At 72.2% G+C, this 18,839-nt stretch carries 18 protein-coding genes; 8 read left to right on the forward strand and 10 right to left on the reverse strand.

The window, feature by feature from the left end:
• From MXD95_RS00340 to MXD95_RS00355, 4 genes are all read left to right on the forward strand, one after another.
• Positions 1 to 870 carry a purine-nucleoside phosphorylase gene (locus tag MXD95_RS00340; protein WP_374121925.1) on the forward strand — a complete coding sequence of 290 codons (870 nt, stop codon included), beginning with the start codon at positions 1 to 3 and terminating at the stop codon, positions 868 to 870.
• A 428-nt stretch (positions 871 to 1,298) separates the two neighbouring features.
• Complete coding sequence (locus MXD95_RS00345; RefSeq protein WP_250638453.1) at positions 1,299 to 3,041, forward strand: phospho-sugar mutase; 1,743 nt, start codon at positions 1,299 to 1,301, stop codon at positions 3,039 to 3,041.
• Positions 3,042 to 3,112: 71 nt separating this feature from the next.
• On the forward strand, positions 3,113 to 3,340 hold the full coding sequence (locus tag MXD95_RS00350; protein WP_250638454.1) for a winged helix-turn-helix domain-containing protein: 228 nt from the start codon (positions 3,113 to 3,115) through the stop codon (positions 3,338 to 3,340).
• On the forward strand, positions 3,337 to 4,020 hold the full coding sequence (locus MXD95_RS00355) for a YdcF family protein (RefSeq protein WP_250638455.1): 684 nt from the start codon (positions 3,337 to 3,339) through the stop codon (positions 4,018 to 4,020). Before MXD95_RS00350 ends, MXD95_RS00355 begins: the two co-directional genes overlap by 4 nt.
• Positions 4,021 to 4,047: 27 nt before the next feature.
• On the opposite strand, the gene upp is transcribed toward MXD95_RS00355, so the two are convergent.
• The gene (gene upp / locus MXD95_RS00360) at positions 4,048 to 4,686 is read right to left on the reverse strand and encodes a uracil phosphoribosyltransferase (RefSeq protein ID WP_250638456.1); all 639 of its coding nucleotides are present in this window, start codon (positions 4,684 to 4,686) and stop codon (positions 4,048 to 4,050) included.
• Positions 4,687 to 4,748: 62 nt separating this feature from the next.
• Here upp and deoC point away from each other — a divergent pair, with 62 nt between their 5' ends.
• Positions 4,749 to 5,519: a deoxyribose-phosphate aldolase gene (deoC, locus tag MXD95_RS00365; RefSeq protein WP_250638457.1), complete on the forward strand. Its 771-nt coding sequence runs from the start codon at positions 4,749 to 4,751 to the stop codon at positions 5,517 to 5,519.
• Positions 5,520 to 5,640: 121 nt separating this feature from the next.
• Here the strand turns inward: deoC and MXD95_RS00370 are convergent, their stop codons facing one another.
• The 5 genes from MXD95_RS00370 to MXD95_RS00390 form a co-directional block, all read right to left on the reverse strand.
• A complete protein-coding gene (locus tag MXD95_RS00370; protein ID WP_250638458.1) occupies positions 5,641 to 6,222 on the reverse strand; it encodes a DNA-3-methyladenine glycosylase I in 582 nt (193 codons plus the stop codon).
• Positions 6,219 to 7,343, reverse strand: coding sequence for an adenosine deaminase (locus MXD95_RS00375; protein ID WP_250638620.1), 1,125 nt, complete (start codon positions 7,341 to 7,343; stop codon positions 6,219 to 6,221). Before MXD95_RS00375 ends, MXD95_RS00370 begins: the two co-directional genes overlap by 4 nt.
• Positions 7,344 to 7,573: 230 nt before the next feature.
• Positions 7,574 to 8,872, reverse strand: coding sequence for a thymidine phosphorylase (locus MXD95_RS00380; protein ID WP_250638459.1), 1,299 nt, complete (start codon positions 8,870 to 8,872; stop codon positions 7,574 to 7,576).
• Positions 8,869 to 9,318 carry a cytidine deaminase gene (locus tag MXD95_RS00385; protein ID WP_250638460.1) on the reverse strand — a complete coding sequence of 150 codons (450 nt, stop codon included), beginning with the start codon at positions 9,316 to 9,318 and terminating at the stop codon, positions 8,869 to 8,871. Before MXD95_RS00385 ends, MXD95_RS00380 begins: the two co-directional genes overlap by 4 nt.
• Positions 9,319 to 9,523: 205 nt before the next feature.
• Positions 9,524 to 9,706: a hypothetical protein gene (locus MXD95_RS00390; protein WP_250638461.1), complete on the reverse strand. Its 183-nt coding sequence runs from the start codon at positions 9,704 to 9,706 to the stop codon at positions 9,524 to 9,526.
• Positions 9,707 to 9,741: 35 nt separating this feature from the next.
• Between MXD95_RS00390 and MXD95_RS00395 the strand changes: the two genes are divergently transcribed.
• Together MXD95_RS00395 and MXD95_RS00400 are read left to right on the forward strand one after the other, a co-directional pair.
• Positions 9,742 to 12,381, forward strand: a complete 2,640-nt coding sequence (locus MXD95_RS00395; protein WP_250638462.1) for a protein kinase domain-containing protein — start codon at positions 9,742 to 9,744, stop codon at positions 12,379 to 12,381.
• A gap of 93 nt (positions 12,382 to 12,474) precedes the next feature.
• Positions 12,475 to 14,640, forward strand: coding sequence for a serine/threonine-protein kinase (locus MXD95_RS00400; protein ID WP_250638463.1), 2,166 nt, complete (start codon positions 12,475 to 12,477; stop codon positions 14,638 to 14,640).
• Positions 14,641 to 14,815: 175 nt separating this feature from the next.
• Here MXD95_RS00400 and MXD95_RS00405 read toward each other — a convergent pair whose 3' ends face one another.
• The 4 genes from MXD95_RS00405 to MXD95_RS29495 all read right to left on the reverse strand — a co-directional run bounded on the left by MXD95_RS00405 (position 14,816) and on the right by MXD95_RS29495 (position 16,978).
• Complete coding sequence (locus MXD95_RS00405; protein WP_250638464.1) at positions 14,816 to 15,091, reverse strand: SCO4848 family membrane protein; 276 nt, start codon at positions 15,089 to 15,091, stop codon at positions 14,816 to 14,818.
• Positions 15,092 to 15,403: 312 nt separating this feature from the next.
• A complete protein-coding gene (locus MXD95_RS00410) occupies positions 15,404 to 15,625 on the reverse strand; it encodes a type II toxin-antitoxin system HicB family antitoxin (RefSeq protein WP_023839758.1) in 222 nt (73 codons plus the stop codon).
• Positions 15,626 to 15,977: 352 nt separating this feature from the next.
• Entirely contained in the window at positions 15,978 to 16,553 is a 576-nt protein-coding gene (locus MXD95_RS00415; RefSeq protein WP_250638465.1) for a hypothetical protein, read from the reverse strand.
• A gap of 107 nt (positions 16,554 to 16,660) precedes the next feature.
• Entirely contained in the window at positions 16,661 to 16,978 is a 318-nt protein-coding gene (locus MXD95_RS29495) for a putative zinc-binding metallopeptidase (protein WP_480023998.1), read from the reverse strand.
• A gap of 822 nt (positions 16,979 to 17,800) precedes the next feature.
• Between MXD95_RS29495 and MXD95_RS00425 the strand changes: the two genes are divergently transcribed.
• The gene (locus MXD95_RS00425) at positions 17,801 to 18,820 is read left to right on the forward strand and encodes a DUF1003 domain-containing protein (RefSeq protein ID WP_250638466.1); all 1,020 of its coding nucleotides are present in this window, start codon (positions 17,801 to 17,803) and stop codon (positions 18,818 to 18,820) included.
• Positions 18,821 to 18,839: the final 19 nt, after the last annotated feature.

The raw sequence follows: 18,839 nt of genomic DNA on the forward strand, positions 1-18,839 counted from the left end.
GTGGAGCCGTCGGAGCCGTCCGACGAGCAGCCCGCACGACCGAAGGCGCACCATCGACCCGACCCCGCACAGCAGCCGGACCCGGCAGCATCGGCGGCGCGGCTCGCGGAGTTGACCGGCGCCGGACGGCACGACATCGCGATCATGCTGGGTTCCGGTTGGCGCCCAGCGGCCGGCATCCTCGCGGACCAGGCGGACGAGGTCGTCGACATGAGGTTCGCGCAGCTCGGCGGCTTCCCGCTCGGCACGGCGACCGTTCCCGGGCATCAGCCGTCGGCCCGGTCGATGCGTTTCGGGGACCGCCGGATGCTCGTCTTCCTCGGCCGGGTGCATGCCTACGAGGGACACGAGCTGTCCCGGGTGGTGCACGCCGTCCGTCTGTCGTGCGCGGCCGGCGCCGGCACAGTCGTGCTGACGAACGCGGCGGGCGGCCTGCGCGCCGACATGCGTGTCGGCCAACCGGTGCTCATCTCCGACCATCTGAACCTCACCGGACGGTCCCCGCTGGTCGGGCCGAGGTTCGTCGACCTGACCGACGCCTACTCGCCGCGGCTGCGTGCGCTCGCCCGCGAGGTCGACGCGTCGCTCGCCGAAGGCGTCTACGCCGGCCTGCCCGGCCCGCAGTACGAGACGCCCGCGGAGATCCGCATGCTGCGCATGCTCGGCGCCGACCTGGTGGGCATGTCCACTGTGCATGAGACGATCGCCGCCCGCGCCGAGAGCGCGCAGGTGCTGGGCATCTCCCTGGTGACGAACCTGGCCGCCGGCATGACCGGCGCGGCGCTAAGCCACCAGGAGGTACTGGCCGCGGGCGCCGCGTCCGCCGAGCGCATGGGCCGTCTGCTCGCGGCCCTCGTCACTCGTCTCTGAGCGGCCCCTGCTGGTCTGACCGGTCCCCGCTGACCGGTTCGAGATGCCCGACCCGAGGATGTGACGCCGTGTCACCACCAGCCGTGCCTCCAGGCGGTCCTCAGCCAGCCGCGCCTCGGCCGGAACCGCCTCGACCGGAACCGCCTCGACCAGGGCCGCTTCGACCAGGGCCGCCGCAGCCAGGGCCGCCGCAGCCAGGGCCGCCGCAGCCACAGCTTCCGCGACCACTCCCCCGAACGCTTGCCGAGGCGGCTGACGCCTGGCTCGCCGCTGACCCCGATCCGCGGGACCGTCAGGAGCTACGCCGGCTGTCCGCCGCCGCCGGCACCGACCCGGCCGCGCGGGCCCGGTTGGCGGAAAGCCTTCGGGCGCCGCTGCGGTTCGGGACCGCCGGCCTGCGCGGCCCCCTACGGCCGGGACCCGCGGGCATGAACACCGCCGTCGTCCGCCGGGCCACCGCTGGCCTCGCCGCCTGGCTGCTCGACCAGACCACACAGGCCAGATCGGATGGCGTGCCGTCGGCCGGCGGCCGGGTGCCGTCGGTGGTGATCGGCTACGACGCCCGGCATCGCAGCGAGACGTTCGCGCTGGACGCCGCGCGGGTGGCGGCCGGGGCGGGACTGCGAGTGCTGGTCCTGCCCGAGGCGCTGCCGACCCCGGTGCTGGCCTTCGCCGTCCGACGACTGCGCGCCCATGCCGGCATCATGATCACGGCGAGCCACAACCCGGCCGGTGACAACGGGTACAAGGTCTACCTCGGCGGCGCCAGAACCGCGAGCGATCCGGGCTGGGGTGCACAGCTGGTCGCACCGGCCGACCAGGAGATCGAGCGTCGGATCGCGGATACCGGCCCGGCTGCGGCAATCCCCCTCGCCGACACCTGGCAGCGCCTCGACCAGACGCTGGTCACGCAGTACGTCCGCGAGGCCGCGGCGACGGTCCTCACTCTGGTGGGCCCGACGCCGCCGCACGACTCCGCAGGCTTCATAGATTCAGCGGATCCCACGATTCCCGTCGACACCCGCACGGCAGGCACCCGGCCCGTCGGCGCCCCGGCCGCGGGCCCTGGGCCCACCGGCAACCAGCTCGGTCAGCGCGTCATCGTCTACACGCCGTTGCATGGTGTGGGCGGGCGGGTTCTGGCCGAGGTGTTCACGGCCGCAGGGCTCGCCGCGCCGGTCGTCGTCACCGAGCAGGCACGGCCCGATCCGGACTTTCCCACCGTCCGCTGGCCGAACCCCGAGGAACCGGGTGCCCTGGACCTGGCACTGGCCCTCGCCGAGCGGGTCGGCGCCGACCTGGTACTGGCCACCGATCCGGACGCGGACCGGTGCGCGGTCGCCGTTGGCGGCCGGCTGCTGACCGGTGACGAGGTCGGGCTGCTGCTGGCCGACCTCGTGCTGCGCAGCCGTCCCGGGCCGGTCGCGACGACGGTGGTCAGCTCCCGCGGCCTACGGGCGCTGGCCGACGCGCGGAGCGTCCCGCACCGGGAGACCCTCACCGGCTTCAAGTGGATCATGCGGGCAGATCCACGGCTGGTCTTCGGCTATGAGGAGGCGCTCGGCTACGCGCTCGCCCCGGACCTCGTCCGCGACAAGGACGGGATCACCGCGGCATTGGCCGTCGCCCTGCTCGCCATGACGGCGAGGGGCGGTGGACGAACCCTGACCGACCTCCTCGACGAGCTGGCCGCGCGGCTCGGCGTGCACGTCACGGCACAGCATTCGGCCCGCCTCGCCGACCCGGAGCGAATCGCCGCCGTCATGCGCGGGCTACGCTCCAGCCCGCCGTCCGAACTCGCCGGCCTGACCGTGACCGGACAGCGCGACCTGCTCCATCCCGATCCATCCCCGGCCAGGGGCACCACCGACAACATCGAGGCTCAGGGCACCGCCGATGGCGCCGTGCCCCAAGGCTCCGCTGACGGCACCGTGACCAAGCTGCCTCCCGCGGACGTCCTGATGCTGTTCCTCGACTCGGACCGGGTGATCTTCCGCCCAAGCGGGACCGAACCAAAGCTCAAGGCATACCTTGAGGTCATCGAGCCGGTACCGACCGCCGCGCTGGATGCCGTCGGCCCGGCCCGCGCGCGAGCACAGGCTCGTCTGACCGCGTTGACATCCGCCGTCGACGAGCTGCTGACCCGCCTGGACGATCCCCATCCCGCCTGACCAGCTGTGACGGACGGCAGACTCTGAACCGGCGTTCGCCGGGTGATATTCCACGCAGGTGGGTGGCCGACTTGCGCGAACAGATCACCTCGGGACGACTCGGCCCCAACGCCGCACTTCCGTCAACCGCGGAACTCGCCCAGCAGTACGGGGTCGCGTCCGAGACCGCGCGCCTCGCGATCACTCGACTCAAAGAGGAAGGGCTTGTCGTGGGTCGGGCAGGCGCAGGCGTGCACGCAGCGTCGCAGTTCTCCTGGACCTACCGTTTCCAGATCCCCGACTCCGGAGCCCAGGCATGACCAGGCCCGTTGTCATCCCGAGTGGGCTGCGGAGCGCGGTAGAAGTGCTCTGGGATTACCACGACATGCATCATGAGCTCCGCCCGTCCGACGTGGGAGTGGGCCTGGGCAGCCATGACCTGGGTGTGGCCACGTGTGCGGCGGACCTTTACCAGCGCGAGATGTTCTCTCGGATCGTGTTCACCGGCGCGAACGCACCCACGACGATTGTCCGCTTTCCGCGCGGTGAGGCCGTGCACTATCGCGAGCATGCACTTCTCCTCGGCGTGCCCGACGCAGCCATCCTCGTGGAGCCGACCGCGCGCAACACCGGCGAGAACATCACCCGCACCCGCGAGATGCTCGCCAGCCACGGCATCACCCCGAGAGCCATCACGCTGATCTCACGCCCATATCAGCAGCGCCGTGCCTACGCCACCTGCCGGAAACTGTGGCCTGACGTCGACGTCCAGTGCGCATCGGAACCCATGAGCCTCGACGACTATGTCGCCAGCATCGGCGACGCCGACCGGGTCATGGCAATGCTTGCCGGGGACACCCAACGCATCTGGCGCTACGCCGAGGCCGGCCATGCCATCCCCCAACCCGTCCCCGACAACGTCCGGGCCGCATACCAGGTCCTTGTCTCCGGCGGGCACATCAGCCGGCTGCTCCCTGAGTCGACGACGGGCACCGGATGAACAGAGACATGGAGGTCCCGCTGGATTTCAGAAGATGCCGTAGATGCGGTCGCCGGCGTCGCCGAGGCCGGGGACGATGTAGGCGATGTCGTTGAGACGTTCGTCGACGGCGGCCACGACGACGGTGAGGTCGGTTGCCGCCTCGGCCGGCAGGCCGGACTCCAGCGCGGCCAGGCCCTCCGGCGCGGCGACCACCGCGACCACCGTGACGCCTCGCGCGCCGCGGTCGTGCAGCAGGCGCACGCAGTGCAGCGCCGAGCCGCCGGTCGCGAGCATCGGGTCGAGCAGCAGCACCGGGCGGCCGGCCAGGTCGGCGGGCACGGCCTCCAGGTAGACCGTCGGCTGGTGGGTGGTCTCGTCCCGGGACAGGCCCAGGAACGCCGTGTGGGCGTCGGGAAGGAGCGCGAGCGCGGCGGGCAGCATGCCGAGTCCCGCGCGCAGCACCGGCGCGACCACCGGCTCGGCGGCCACCCGCACGCCGGCCGTGGTGGCCAGCGGGGTCGTCACCGTCACCGGCATGGTGGGCAGCGTGCGGGTCGCCTCGTAGACGAGCATGGTGGCCAGCTCGTGCAGGGTCGGCCGGAAGCGGGCGCGGGACGTGCGCTCGTCGCGCAGGACAGCCAGCGACGAGGCCACCAGGGGATGGTCGACGACGTGCAGGTGCACGAACTGACTCCTCGGACACGAAGTGGGTCGGCGATTCCGGTCGGCGGTTCCCGTCGGTAATGATGCAACGTATGACAGACGAGCCCGCCAGCCCCGACAGCGCCGCCCGGCCGGCCGAAGAGCCCGCAGGCGGGACCACGGCCGGTGGCCGGCGGCGTGCCGAGGTAGCCCGGCTCGTCGACCACACGCTGCTCGCCCCGGCGGCGACCGGCGAGGAGGTGCTCGCCCTGTGCGCCGAGGCGGCGAAGCTCGGCGTCGGCGCGGTGTGCGTGGCGCCGACGCATGTGTACCTGGCCGCGGCCAGCGCCCGCCGGGACGGACAGCCTGAGCAGCCGGCCTTCGCCGTCGCCTCGGTGGTCGGTTTTCCGCACGGCAACCACCTGACAGTGATCAAGGCGGAGGAAGCCCGCCGCGCCGTGGCGGACGGCGCCACCGAGATCGACATGGTGATCGACATCGCGAACGCGATGGACGAGAACTGGCGGGCGATCGAGACCGAGATCAGCGAGGTCCGGCTGTCCGTGCCGCCGCACGTGGTGCTCAAGGTGATCCTGGAGACGGCGCTGCTGCCCGACGCGAACATCGTCGCCGCCTGTCGGGCGGCCGAGGCCGGCGGGGCGGAGTACGTCAAGACATCGACGGGTTTCCATCCGGCCGGCGGGGCGAGCGTGCGGGCGGTGCGGTCGATGGCCGGTGCGGTCGGCGGACGGCTCGGGATCAAGGCGTCGGGCGGTATCCGGACCGCCGAGCAGGCCACCGCGATGCTCGAGGCCGGCGCGACCCGGCTCGGCCTGTCCGCCTCCGCCGACGTCCTCGCCGGCTTCCCCGCCTGAGCCGCCCGGCCTGCGCGGACCCGACTCGGTCGGCCGGCTCGCCCGCTCGGACCGACCTGGCGCCTTACCCGTGCCTGCGCCAATCCAGCACTCCAGCCCCGGCCGGGCGCCGGGGCGGCAGTCATTCTGCCGCCACGCGGGGCACCCAGCAGGCGGCGAGGTGGTCGTCGACCAGGCCGCAGGACTGCATGAGTGCGTAGGCGGTGGTTGGGCCGATGAAGACGAATCCGCAAGCCCGTAAGGCCTTCGTCAGGGCCACCGACGCCGGTGACGTCGCCGGGACGTCGGCGATCCGGCGAGGCCGGGGCGACGCGGGTGGCTGGTGGGCCCAGACCAGCTCGGCGAGCGGCGTCTGGAGACCGCACACAGCCCGCGCGTTGACGATGGTGGCCTCGATCTTGCGCCGGTTGCGGACGATGCCGGCGTCGCCGAGAAGCCGCTCGACGTCCGGCGGCCCGTACTCGGCGACGACGGCCGGGTCGAAGCCGGCGAACGCGGCCCGGAACGCGGGCCGCTTGCGCAGGATCGTCAGCCAGGACAGGCCGGACTGGAACGCCTCGAGAGTGATCCGTTCGAACAGCCCCACCGTGTCCCGGACCGGCTGGCCCCACTCGCTGTCGTGGTACTCGACGTACTCCGCCGCGGACAACCCCCACGGGCAACGCGCCCGCCCATCCGCACCGACCACCGCGTCCTCGCTCATCGGGCGTACTCCTCCTGGACGTAGGGCGCATAGCCCGGCTTGATGACGTGGTTGATGAGGTCGAGCCGCTCGTCGAACGGGAGGAACGCCGACTTCATCGCGTTGAGGGTCAACCAGCGGATGTCGGGCCAGCCGTAGCCGTGGACCTCGGCGAGCGTCGCGAACTCACTCGACAGCGACACCCCGCTCATCAGCCGGTTGTCGGTGTTGACCGTGACGCGGAAGTGCAACCGGCGCAGCAGCGCGATCGGGTGCCGCTCGATGCTCGCAGCGGCGCCCGTGTGCACGTTCGACGTCGGGCACATCTCCAGCGGCACGCGCACGTCGCGCAGGAAGTTGGCGAGATCGCCGAGGGTGGCGTGGCCGTCCGGGTCGACGGTGATGTCGTCGACGATGCGCACCCCGTGGCCGAGCCGGTCGGCGTTGCACCACTGCACCGCCTCCCAGATCGACGGCAGCCCGAACGCCTCACCGGCGTGGATCGTGAAGTGCCCGTTGGCCCGCTGGATGTACTGGAACGCGTCCAGATGGCGGGTGGGCGGGTTGCCGGCCTCGGCGCCCGCGATGTCGAACCCGACGACACCGGCGCCGCGCCAGCGGATCGCCAGCTCCGCGATCTCCAGCGAGCGGGCCTGGTGGCGCATCGCCGTCAGCAGCGCGCGGATCCGCAGCCGCGTGCCCTGCGCACCGGCGCGGAACCCGTCGAGGACGGCCTCGATGACCGCGTCGAGCGACAGTCCCTGCTCGACGTGCAGCTCGGGGGCGAACCGCACCTCGGCGTAGACAACCCCGTCGGCGGCGAGATCCTCGGCGCACTCCCGGGCGACGCGACGGATCGCCTCCGGCGTCTGCATCACGGCGACCGTGTGCCGAAACGTCTCCAGATAGTTGACCAGCGAGCCGCTGTGCGCTCCCCCGCGGGCCCCGCCCCCCAGAAACCAGGTGCCCAGGGCCCGCACATCCGTGGTCGGCAGATCCTGATAGCCGAGCTCGTCGGCAAGCTCGACGACGGTGGACGGGCGCAGGCCACCGTCCAGATGGTCGTGCAACAGGACCTTCGGGACCCGCCGGATCTCCTCGACCCCGAGCGGCGGGGCGGTGACCGTTGTGCCCGCCGTCATCGCGCCGTCCGTCATAGTGCTGTTCGTCATCGCACTGGCCGCCGTCGTGCTCGTCATCGTCTCCTCCATGTCCAGCCCGACGGTAGGCCACGGGTCCGACAGAATCCGACCGGCCGCGCGGCACCGCGGCGGGATGACGCGGACGTCGGTGATGCGGACGTCGGTGATGCGGCCCGGCGCGACCGAGGGCTGCTGCCAGACACTCGAACCGCGACAGCGGATGCCCGCGGTCAGGCGCGGACCCGTTCGAGGACGAGCGGGCTCGCCGGTGACGGCTGCGCCGTGATGGTGACGGCATCGGCGAGGGCGGCGCGCGCCCGCTCGAGGGTCGCCGGGTTGTCGGTGTGCAGCTCGAGCAACGGCTCGCCGGCCGTGACCGGATCGCCGATGCCGGCGTGCCACCGGACCCCGGCGACCGGGGAGACCGGATCCTCCTTGCGGGCCCGCCCGGCACCGAGCCGCCAAGCGGCGACTCCGACCGCCCGCGCGTCGAGCCGGCTCAGGTAGCCGCTGGCCGGCGCGGGCACGACCGCCACCGTGGACGCGCGTGGCAGGGGCGCGTCCGGGTCGCCGTCCTGCGCCGCGACCATCGCCCGCCAGACCGGGTAGGCCGCCCCGGACGCGAGCACCAGCGCAGGATCAACCATGCCCGACGGGTCGGGCCCATCGGCGAGTTCGATCATCATCCGGGCCAGGGCGACAGTGACCTCGATCAGGTCCGCGGGACCGCCGCCGCGCAGGGTCTCGACCGACTCGGCGACCTCGAGGCCGTTGCCCGCCGCGCGCCCCAGGGGGGCGTCCATGGCCGTGAGCAGGGCCTCGGTCCGCACACCGGCCGCGGCTCCGAGGCCGGCCATGGTGCGCGCGAGCAGGCGGGCGTCGTCCACCGACGGCAGGAACGCACCGGCGCCGACCTTGACGTCGAGCACCAGTGCCGACGTCCCCTCGGCAATCTTCTTGCTCATGATGGAGGACGCGATCAGCGGGATCGACTCGACGGTTCCGGTAACGTCCCGCAACGCGTACAGACGACGGTCGGCCGGGACAAGCCCACTGCCGGCGGCGCAGATCACAGCGCCGATGTCGGCGAGCTGGCGTCGCATCCGCCCGGGCGGCAGCTCCGCGCGCCAGCCGGGAATCGATTCCATCTTGTCCAGCGTGCCGCCGGTGTGACCAAGGCCGCGACCGGACAACTGCGGGACGGCGACGCCGCAGGCCGCCACGAGCGGCGTCAGAACGAGCGAGACCTTGTCACCGACCCCGCCGGTGGAATGCTTGTCGACGGTGGGCCGCCCGATCCCGGCGAGATCGAGCCGCTCGCCACTATTGATCATTGCGGCGGTCCAGCGGTGCAGCTCGTCCGGGGCCATCCCGCGCCACACGACCGCCATCAGGTAGGCGGCCATCTGCTCCTCGGCGACCCGGCCGTGGGTATAGGCGTCGATCAGCCAGTCCACGGCGGCGCCCGGCAGCGAGCCTCCGTCCCGTTTGGCCCGGATCAGATCGACGACGTCGAAGTCGGCGCTCATGGTCGCCGAACAGCCGAATCCGGCAGGCTGGCGGGGCCAAAGGCGCCGGGCAGCAGCTCAGCCAGTCGGCGCACCCCGTCCGCGGTGGCGATCAGCAGCTCCGCGCCGCCGTGCTCGTAGAGCACCTGTCGGCAGCGGCCGCAGGGCGCGAGCGGGCGGCCGGACACGTCCACGCAGGCCAGCGCCGCCAGCCGGCCGCCGCCCCCCGCGCACAGCGCGGCGACGACCCCGCATTCGGCGCACAGCGTGAGACCGTAGGAGGCGTTCTCGACGTTGCAGCCGGTGACGATCCAGGGATCCCCAGAGGGGGGATCATCCGCCCGGCCGGTCGTCCCATCGGCCACCAGCGCCGCAGCGCCGACCCGCAGGCCGGAATAGGGCGCATAGGCATGCTCGGCGACGCGTCTCGCGGCGTCCCGCAGCCGCTCCCACATCTGGTCGTCCACAGCCCACCCCCATTCCATGCCTGATGAGATGCCGTGCCCCGCACCATCCTGACGCGTCCCGGCCGGTGCGTGCGCGTCCGCGGCAGGGATGGCGCGAACACGCCAGGATCCGTCCGTCCGCCGCCGTGGCCGCGATCTGGCCGCGGACAGCCACCCTGCCCCACCGTCGCGGACCACCCACGATGTGATCCCATGGACGCGAGCCTCACTGGCGACCGGAAGGACGAAGGGATGGCAGGCGAGTCCAGGTCCCCCGCAGCCCAGGCCGCGGGCCCGACACCGACTCCAGCTCCGACACCGGCATCGGCGCCGATATCCGCTTCGACGTCAGCTCCATCGCCGGCACCAGCATCAGCACCAGCACCAGCACCGGCGTCGCGACGGGCACCGGCGCTGGTCGGTGGGCGATACCGGCTCGGCGGGGTGCTGGGGCACGGTGGCTTCGGCGTGGTGCACCGCGCCACCGACGAACTGCTCCAGCGGCCGGTGGCCGTCAAGGAGGTCCGGCTGCCTGTCGCCGAAACCGGGCTCGAGCGGGACCGGGCCCGGGAACGGGTGCTGCGCGAGGCGCGCGCTGCCGGCCGGCTGCACCATCCCGGCGCGGTGACGGTCCTGGACGTCATCGACGACGGCGATCTGCCCTGGATCGTCATGGAGTACGTCGAGGGGCAGTCCCTGTCCGACATCATCATCGACTCCGGCGCCCGGCCGGTCGAGGAGACCTGTCGGATCGGCATCAGCCTCGCCTACGCGCTGGAGGCGGCGCATCGGCTCGGCATCGTGCACCGCGACGTCAAACCGAGCAACGTGCTTGTCACGGCGGACGGACAAGCCCGGCTCACCGACTTCGGCATCGCCGTGAGCCATGGCGATCCCCGCCTGACCAACACCGGCGTGGTGCTCGGTTCACCGGCCTATCTGCCGCCCGAGCGCGCCCGGGGCGGCGCCGGCGGCGCCGCTGGTGATCGCTGGGGCCTGGGCGCGGCGTTGTTCACCGTGGTCGAGGGCTGCCCGCCGTACGCGGGTGGCGATCCGGTCGCGGTGGTGTCGGCGCTGATGCGCGGCGAGCGGCGGCCCTTCCGGCTTGCCGGCCCGTTGGCACCGCTGATCGACGATCTGATGGCTCCGCACGAGGCGAACCGCCCGACGCTGCCAGCTGTCCGTCGGCGGCTGCGTGACATCGTGCAGTCCTTCGGTGACCACTCCTCCGCGCGCGGAGGGACCAGGATCCACCGCTCCCCCCGTCCCTCCCCGCCCCCGGCTGTGTCTCCAGCGCCGACATCCCCCGCGCCCTCGCCGAGCGGGCCCCCGGAGACGACCGCCGCCGGGAAGACGGCCGCCGTCACGCGGCCAGCCGGCACCGAGACGACCGCCGCAACGGCGGACGCCGTGGTGGGGGTGGCCGCCGACGCAGGGGCGAAGGCGGATGTCGCCGGTGCGATGTCAGGGGCCGGTACGACGCCCGCCCGAAACGATGGGACGCTCCCGGAGCAATTTCACGGGATGAGCGCGGTACGCGTGACATCGCCCTCGCCCGACGGCAATCCGGCGGATACAGCCGGCGCTTCCGGTGACATCGACGAATCGTTCCCGGCCAAACGCGGCGACCGATCCGGAAATTCCGCACCCGTCCCTCTCGTGGACACGGCAGAGAACCCGCAGGCTGTACACCGCCCGGGCGGTGCCGAGGACAGTGACCATCCGACCATTGCGGCACAGGCCCGCGAAAAACACATCGCGGCCCACGGAAACCGGCAGCCCGAACAACACATCAACGGCGAACCGGCCGCACCGGAAGACCCGATCCCGGCGGGAGAGCCGGAAGACCCGATCCCGGCGGGAGAGATCGCGAGCCAGGCCGACCGGACATCACCGGCGGACGCGCTGGCCGACGTCGCGGCCACCGGGATGGTGGCGACCCTCGCAACGGTCGCCACGGCGGCAGCCCCGCTGGCGCCGGGCGGAGCCGACCTGGCCCGCACCGCGGCCCCGTCGGCGCGGGCGCGCATCACCCGTCCCGTCGAGCGGCTGCGCCAGGTGGACCGCACCCGTGCCCTCGGCGGCATTCCCGCCCGGGCTCGCCTGATCGGCAGAAACGCCCTGGGCCATGCGGCCCCGGCCACCCCCGCCACCGTACGCACGCCGTCGCCTCCCCCAACGCCGTCGTCCGATCCGCCCTCGCCCGGCCCTGTCGGGCCGTCCTCGCCCCCCTCCGACCCGCCCACCCGGCCATCGCCCGAGCCGGAGGGGTCGCGGCAGGCAGCCGCCGGCTCGGCACCGGGGGCCGATCTGACGCCAGCCGGCAGCCCGGCTCTCAGATCGGACGCCAGCCCGGCTACGACGCCAGCCACCAGCCCGGCGTCAGGATCCACACCGGCACCGGGCACCTCCCCAGCGCCGGTTCCGAGGCGCGCTCGGGGCGCCTATCGTCTGATCGTCCTGGTGTCGGTGCTCGCGGCTCTGGCGGCCGCGGTCGCCGTCACCATCCTGCTGCTGATCAGCCGCAGCGGCTCGCCGGACGGCGCCAGCTCGGCATCCCCGGGCGCCCCTTCCGCCGACCGCGCCGCAGCCCTGCGCGACCCGTTGGCGACCCGCTCCGTGCCCGCCGTACCGCCGCCGGGCTGGGCGTCCTACACCGATCCGAGCGCCGGCTGGTCGGTGGCCTATCCAACCGGCTGGCGGCCCCAGCCGGGTCCCGGCGGGGCCGGCAACGTCGATTTCGTGGACCCGGCTTCCGACTCGTTCCTGCGGGTGGGTAGCGTCAGGCGGGCAAACACCTCCGCGATCGGCGCCTGGCAGTACAACGAAGCCAGTTTCGTTCGGAGCGTGCAGGACTACCGGCGCCTACGGCTGGCTCCCAGCGGCGGTGGGGATGGCACGAACCAGGCCGACTGGGAGTTCGCGTACCGCAGGTCGGACGGGGTCATGGTGCATGTGCTCAATCGGGGCGCGATTCGCAACGGCCACGGATATGCCCTCTACTGGCATACCCGCGAGGACCACTGGTTGCAGGATCAACCGATGATGGCAAGTCTCTTCGGAACCTTCCGGCCGGGCCCGTGATGTACGCATTCGCCGGGCTTCTGACTGTCAAGGCGACCGGAAACACGCAGGCCATCGAGGCCGCGGATCCGTTCGTCTGTCAGACTTGACACGATGGCCAAATCGGCAAGCGTGCCCCCGGACACGGACCGGCATGGCACGCCTCGTTATGTAGCCCAGCGCTACCGACTCGACACGCCTATTGGGCGTGGTGGAGCGGGTGTCGTCTGGCGTGGTGAGGACGAGCTTCTCCAGCGACCGGTGGCCATCAAGGAGATCCTGGTCCCGATGGCCGGCGCGCAGAACGAGCGCGACGCGATCCGGGCCCGGGTGCTGCGGGAGGCACGGGCGCTCGCCCGGCTGCACAGCCCGGCCATCGTCTCGGTGTACGACGTGGTCGAGGAGCACCAGCGCCACTGGATCGTCATGGAGCTCGTCGACGCGGACAGCCTTGGCGATGTGATCCGCAACCACGGCCCACTGCCGTTCGACCAGGTGGCCGCGATCGGCCTCGCCCTGACCGACGCACTCGCCGCCGCACACTCCGCCGGGGTGCTGCACCGCGACGTCAAGCCCGGCAACGTGCTGCTCGGGCGGGATGGCCGGGTCCGGCTCACCGACTTCGGCATCGCCGCAACCGAGGGCGATGTCACCCTGACCGGAACCGGCGCGCTCGTCGGCTCCCCCGCCTACATCGCACCCGAGCGGGTCCGCGGATCCTCCGGCAGTCCCGCCAGCGACCTGTGGGGGCTCGGCGCGACGCTCTACTCCGCGGTCGAGGGCCAGCCGCCGTTCGAAGGCCCGGAGACATACGCGGTGCTCACCGCCGTCGTCGAGGGACGTCGCCGGGCCTTCCGCCTGGCCGGGCCACTGCGCAACCTGCTCAGCGACCTGATGGACCGCCCCGCCGAGGAGCGGCCGGACGTCACCGAGATCCGCCGCCGGCTCATCCCGGTGGCCCGCAACGCCACGCCGGTCCCGGCGTCCGTGATGCACGCCCGCACCCGTGATCGGGAGGATGACGCGGGTCCGAGCGCCGCCGACGTCGGCCTGGAGAACCTTGACGACGCTCACCCCTCCGCCCCGCCGGTGCGGGAAGGCCGGGCCGGGCGGGGGCTGTCCAAGCGCGCGGCGGCGGCCGCTGCCGGGGCCGGGGCCGAAGACGCCGGGAGTGCCGAGCGGTCCCCCGACGGCCAGACCCGGACCACCGGTCCGCGGGCCGGTGGCCTCGGGCCGGCGTCCAACGCCGCGGCGGCCGGGGCGGCGGCATCCTCATCCGGCTCGACGGGGCCGAGGGCGGGCGGCACGTCCGAGAAGCCCGACCCTGCCAGCTCGTCCGGGTCGGGTACCGGGAAGCCCTCGGCCGAGGCACCGGCGGGCGGAGGAGCGGCGCTGGCCAGCCGGGCGGGCGCCGCGGGCGACGCGGGCGACGCCGACACGGAGATCACCGCCGATCCGATCCCGAACGCCCTGGGCGAGACGGCCATCTCGCCGGCCACCGGCGGCCTGCGCCGTGCCCCATCCACACCGAGCTCCTTCCCGCGCACCCGCGGTCAGGCTGACCACGACGAACCGACAAGAATCGGGCGAACGGACGCCCAGGCGACCGGCCCGGTCCGCGGCGGCTCCGACGACGAGACCCGGATCGGCACGGCTCCGCTGATCGCCACGCCGGATTTCGGCCTGTTCGACGACGATCACGCCGCCGGGCTCGTGCCTCTGGACGAGGCACGCCGCCGCGGTGAGGTGCCCCCACGCGGCGGCACGGCCGGATCCGACCGTTGGGAGCAGCAACAGCGTTCCCGCCACCGACGGATGGCGGCCATCGCGGCCGGAGCCGTCGCGGCCCTCGCGATCGTCGCCGTGGTACTGGCCCTCACGCTGCCCGGCGGGAACACGTCGGGCGACCACACAGACCTCTCCCCGCAGGGGACGACCGGCGGACCCACGCTCGTTCCCAGCTCGGTGCCTACCGTGACCTCGCAGCCGCCCGTCACCGCGCCGGTGGTGGTGCCGCAGACGCCGCAGTACCACCGCCCGCGGGCGACGACGACCCCGCCGCCGGTCACGACCACCCCCGCCGCGCCGACGACCACCGCACCCGCGACCCCGACGACGCCCCCGTCCGCCCCGTCACAGACTGCGACAGCAACGCCGACCTCCGGTGGCTCAACGTCACTGCCGGTCACCCCGACCAAGCCGGGCCCGTCGGCCACGGCGGGAGCGCCGACGCCCACCGCCGGCGGCACAGCACAGCCTGGCAAAGCCGTCAACGACTGAGCCGTCAACGCCGCGCCCCGTCGCGGGCGGGACCCCGCCTGGCAGGTGTGCCGCGGGCCCGCGTGCGGCGGGTTCAGCTGGCGCGGCGCGGCATCAGATCCTGCGCGCGGTACCCGGATCTCGAGCGCCTCAGGACAACCTCAGAACAACAGGCCTCCAGCAAGATCCGCCGCCATCAGCGGCCGGACCTGACCAACGCCTCGGACAGGTTCGCACCGCTGGAGACATCAGGCCGGCCCGCCCGCACCCCACGGATACCGAGCCAGCCGACCACGGAGCCGACGACAAGGGAGACGACGGTCAGGATCAGGTGGACCGTGAAGAAGCCGGTCGGACCATGGTCCCAAGAACGATCATCTTTCCAGATATTGCGAAGGAAATTCGGCCAGATGGCCCACGTCCACACACCCACCGCAACCAGGAACCACGAGGCACGCTTCGACAGAGTCACCCCACCAGCCTGGCACCGGCCGCAAGCCGTGGTCTCCCTCTGGGGGCGCGAGTTCGGACACGTTGATCGCCATAAGGTGGGCGAACAGACAAAACCCCGGGGCTTGCCACCTTGAGCGGTAGAGGCCATCCGGGGTGTCCACGTGAAGTCTAGAAGACCGGTAGCCCGATGTCGAACGCCGTGACCCCGTCGCATGCCCTCGCGGTCCAGCTCAAGCGCAGGCTGAGCGCTGAGCGCCTCGATCCGTACCGAAGCCGGCACGCCTCAGAGCCTTCACGACCTTCGCCCCGGACACCCGGGGCAGCGCGGGTGTCACGCCGACAGGCGGATGTCCAGCGGAGCGACGATGGGACCGTCCGCGGCAGTCACGGGGAAGGGCTGGTCCTCGAAGTACAGCTCCAGCGCCTCGCGAAGATTCGCCAGTGACTCCTCGACGCTGGCCCCCTGGCTGGTCACCTCGACCTCCAGAGCCCGCGCCACGTACCAGTCGCCCTCGTGCGTGACGACAGCCGTCAGCCGCGCCGCTCGCTCCATGGAGATCAGCCTAGCCGCCCCTGCCACACCTGGCGAAGCGCTCACCGCCACCTCCACGACATGATCAACCAGACCCCTGTCGACCATACGAGCAGAAATGATCTCCGATAGCCCGGGTACACGCGAGAGACACAAGGCCACCCCCGACTCGCTGGAGTACCTAGGTCATAAGTGAGTGCTCTAACAAAACCCCGGGGCTTGCCGCCTGAGCGGTGGCGGCCATCCGGGGTCTGCCCTGGCCCGAGGGGAGGCTGTGGTGGCCGCACTGGGCCGGTGTCGAGGTGGACATCGTCATGCCGGTGGTCGCCGCGGTCGATGCCTACGTGATCGGCACGCGCGCTACGTTTTATGGTCAGATTCGCAGGTGCTGGCGGGGGCCGGCGAAGGTACGGATGATCTCGCCGAGGGTGGTCTGGCCGGGGTAGGCGGCCAGCGGGACCACGGTGTCGTCACGGTCGGCGTCGGCTCCGGAGCCGAAACGGACGGCCCAGAGCATCGACTCGGCGACGGGGAGCAGGGCGACGAGGGTGTCGTCGTCGTCCATCTGGGCGGCGAGCCAGCCGATCCGGTCGGACTGCAGGGCACAGACGAGGGTGACCTCGCCGCCGCCGCTCACCGGCTCGGAACGCACCCGGGCCAGCTGGCCGGATTCGTCCAGCGCGTCGGCGAGCTGCTCGGCGAGACGTTCCCGCTCGTAGAGACACGCGTCCTGGGCGACGCGGACGACGACTCCGTGCAGCTCCCGTTCGCAGTGCACCTGGGGCTCGATCTCCGTGTCCTCGCCGAAATACCAGGTGAAGATTTCGGGCAACACGTCCCGCAGCTCGGCCGCCGCCGGCTGCACCATGGCAAGGCCGGGACACTGCGGCGACCAGGCCGACCAGGAAGGTCCGTCCTGCCGCACGATCAGTGAGACCGGCCTACCCACGATGGATCACGATCATCCAGCGACTCCTCCGCCGTCCCGGCCGCTGTCGATCAGTATCCGCGTTCACCTGACCGCCTGGGAGTCGTTTGGGCTAAAGGTCGCGCCGATTACGCCCAACACCACCCGCTACTCGCGCAACAACCTCCCCGTACGCCGGATTGCGTCCGGCTTCCTATGGGACATTCCCGATGTGCCGGAAGAGCGGGACATCCAGGTTCGACGGATCGCGCCGGACGAGGGGGCGCTGCCGCGCCGGGACCCTCCACGCGCAGGCCGAACTCGGCGGACGTACGCAGCGTGTCGCGGATGTGCAGGTAGTGGGCAAAGGTCTCGGCCCAGTCCTCCCACGGGTGCATGGTCGCGTTGGCACTGACATGCGTCTCGTGCCATGTCGGCGGCAGGCCCTCGGCGTAGTGCCGGTCCAGCGCGGCCGTGTGGTCGAGATCCGGATCGCCGAAGGGGAGCGGGCGCGCGGGCCGACCGCGACCAGGAGATCGCTGGACGTGCGGCCCGCGCGACGGAGATCACGACAACCCGACCGTTCGGACCAGCATCTGTGCGGTTATCCTTGACAAGCTCCCGAAACTTCCTCTAGCGAGGACCAGCGTGAGGAGGTGGCCGCTGTGAGTTCTGGCGGGTGCTCCAGTAACGGCCGCTTCCTGCTCATGGACGACGCCAGCCGAGGCTGACTCTGGCTGGTGCGCACGATGCGCCCCAGCCCACGTCCACGAGACCCGGGTGACGACTTCCCGGGGCACTGCCTGGAAGTCCGGCCGTGAACCGGCTTCGGTCCCTCCGCGCGAACGCGCCGTGATCGCAATGCGGATTCCCGCGTGCGCCTGTGCCGCAGGCGCCACCGCGATCCGGCCTGCCCAATGTGCCTTCGCCTCGGGCAGGCCGCCAGCAGGGACCGAATCCGCGTGGGATCCGGAACGACGAGTGGTCCGGATCCGGGCAGGTTGCGGCGGTGGCATGAGGTGACCGGACGGCGGTCCGGTCACCTCGTCGCCGCTGCCCTTCATGGCACCGGGCCTTCAGAGTCCCGCGTTTGCGGGCTCCGGCCTTCAGGCCCCGAATGTTCAGGGCCCCGAATGTTCAGGGCCTTGGACGCCAGGCAGTGCACGAGCAGGTGCGGTCGATCGACGTCGTGAGTCGACCTGAGGTCGCCGTGGCGCCTGGCGCGGCACGTGCGGCCTGCTCGAATAACACGCGCCCAGGCATCGCCGGCGCGCGGAGGGGGAGCTGTCATGGCCATCACCGCATCGCGCAGCGCCGACCGGCACCGGTCGCGCGCCGACCGACTCGATCTTCCCGCTACCAGCCGGGCGACCCGGCTGCCCCGGGTGGACCGGGAAAACGCCAGCCGGGTGGCGGAGACGATCGCGCGCTTCCTGGGCACCGGGCGCTACCTGGCGATCCAGACCGCCCTCGTGATCGTCTGGATCGGGCTCAACATCGCGGTCCCGCTCCTGCGCTGGGATCCGTACCCGTTCATCCTGCTCAACCTTGCCTTCTCCACCCAGGCCGCCTACGCCGCGCCGCTGATCCTGCTGGCGCAGAACCGCCAAGACGACCGGGACCGAGCCGCACTCACGGAGGACCGTGCCGTCGCCGGACGGATGCGCGACGACACCGAGTTCCTCACCCGCGAGGTCGCGGGACTTCGGCTCGCGCAGAGCGAGGCCGCCACCCGCCAGTACCTCCGTGGGGAACTCGCCGGACAGCTCGAGGCGTTCCGCCGCGATGTCGAGCATCTGCTGCTCGCCCATCTGCCCCCCGCGCCGGTGGCCTCGCGGACGACAGCACCGGCGGCTTCGCGCGTGCCCGCCGACCCCGCGCCGGCCCACGCTGATTCTGCCGACGCGATGCGGGCCGAGCCCACGCCGGGCGACAACCTGCCAGCCGACGCACCACCAGCCGACGCGTTTCCGGCCGATGCACCACCACCCGACGCGGTACCGCCAGGAACGCCCGGCCCGCGAGCGACGGACGATGGCATTCCGCTGTCCGAGGGCACCCGGACGGATGACGGCGAGACGGGCGACGATGCCGCCTCGGCGACCTGCCCACCCCCCGTTGAGGCCACCCGGACCGGGAATCCTGGTGCCATTCCGGCGGCGCGGGTCCCCGCCCGTGCGAGTGCCCGGACGACGACGGGGCGGGCGCACCATAGGTCGGCCTCGTTGTCCGGGGCTACCCGAAGGGTGGCGGAACGTCCGAAAACAGCGGATTCTCCGCCGGTGGACACCCGGACGCGACACGTGTGAGGACCGACCGCTGCGGGCC

The sequence above is a fragment of the Frankia sp. AiPa1 genome (assembly GCF_023243075.1).
Classification (GTDB): domain Bacteria; phylum Actinomycetota; class Actinomycetes; order Frankiales; family Frankiaceae; genus Frankia.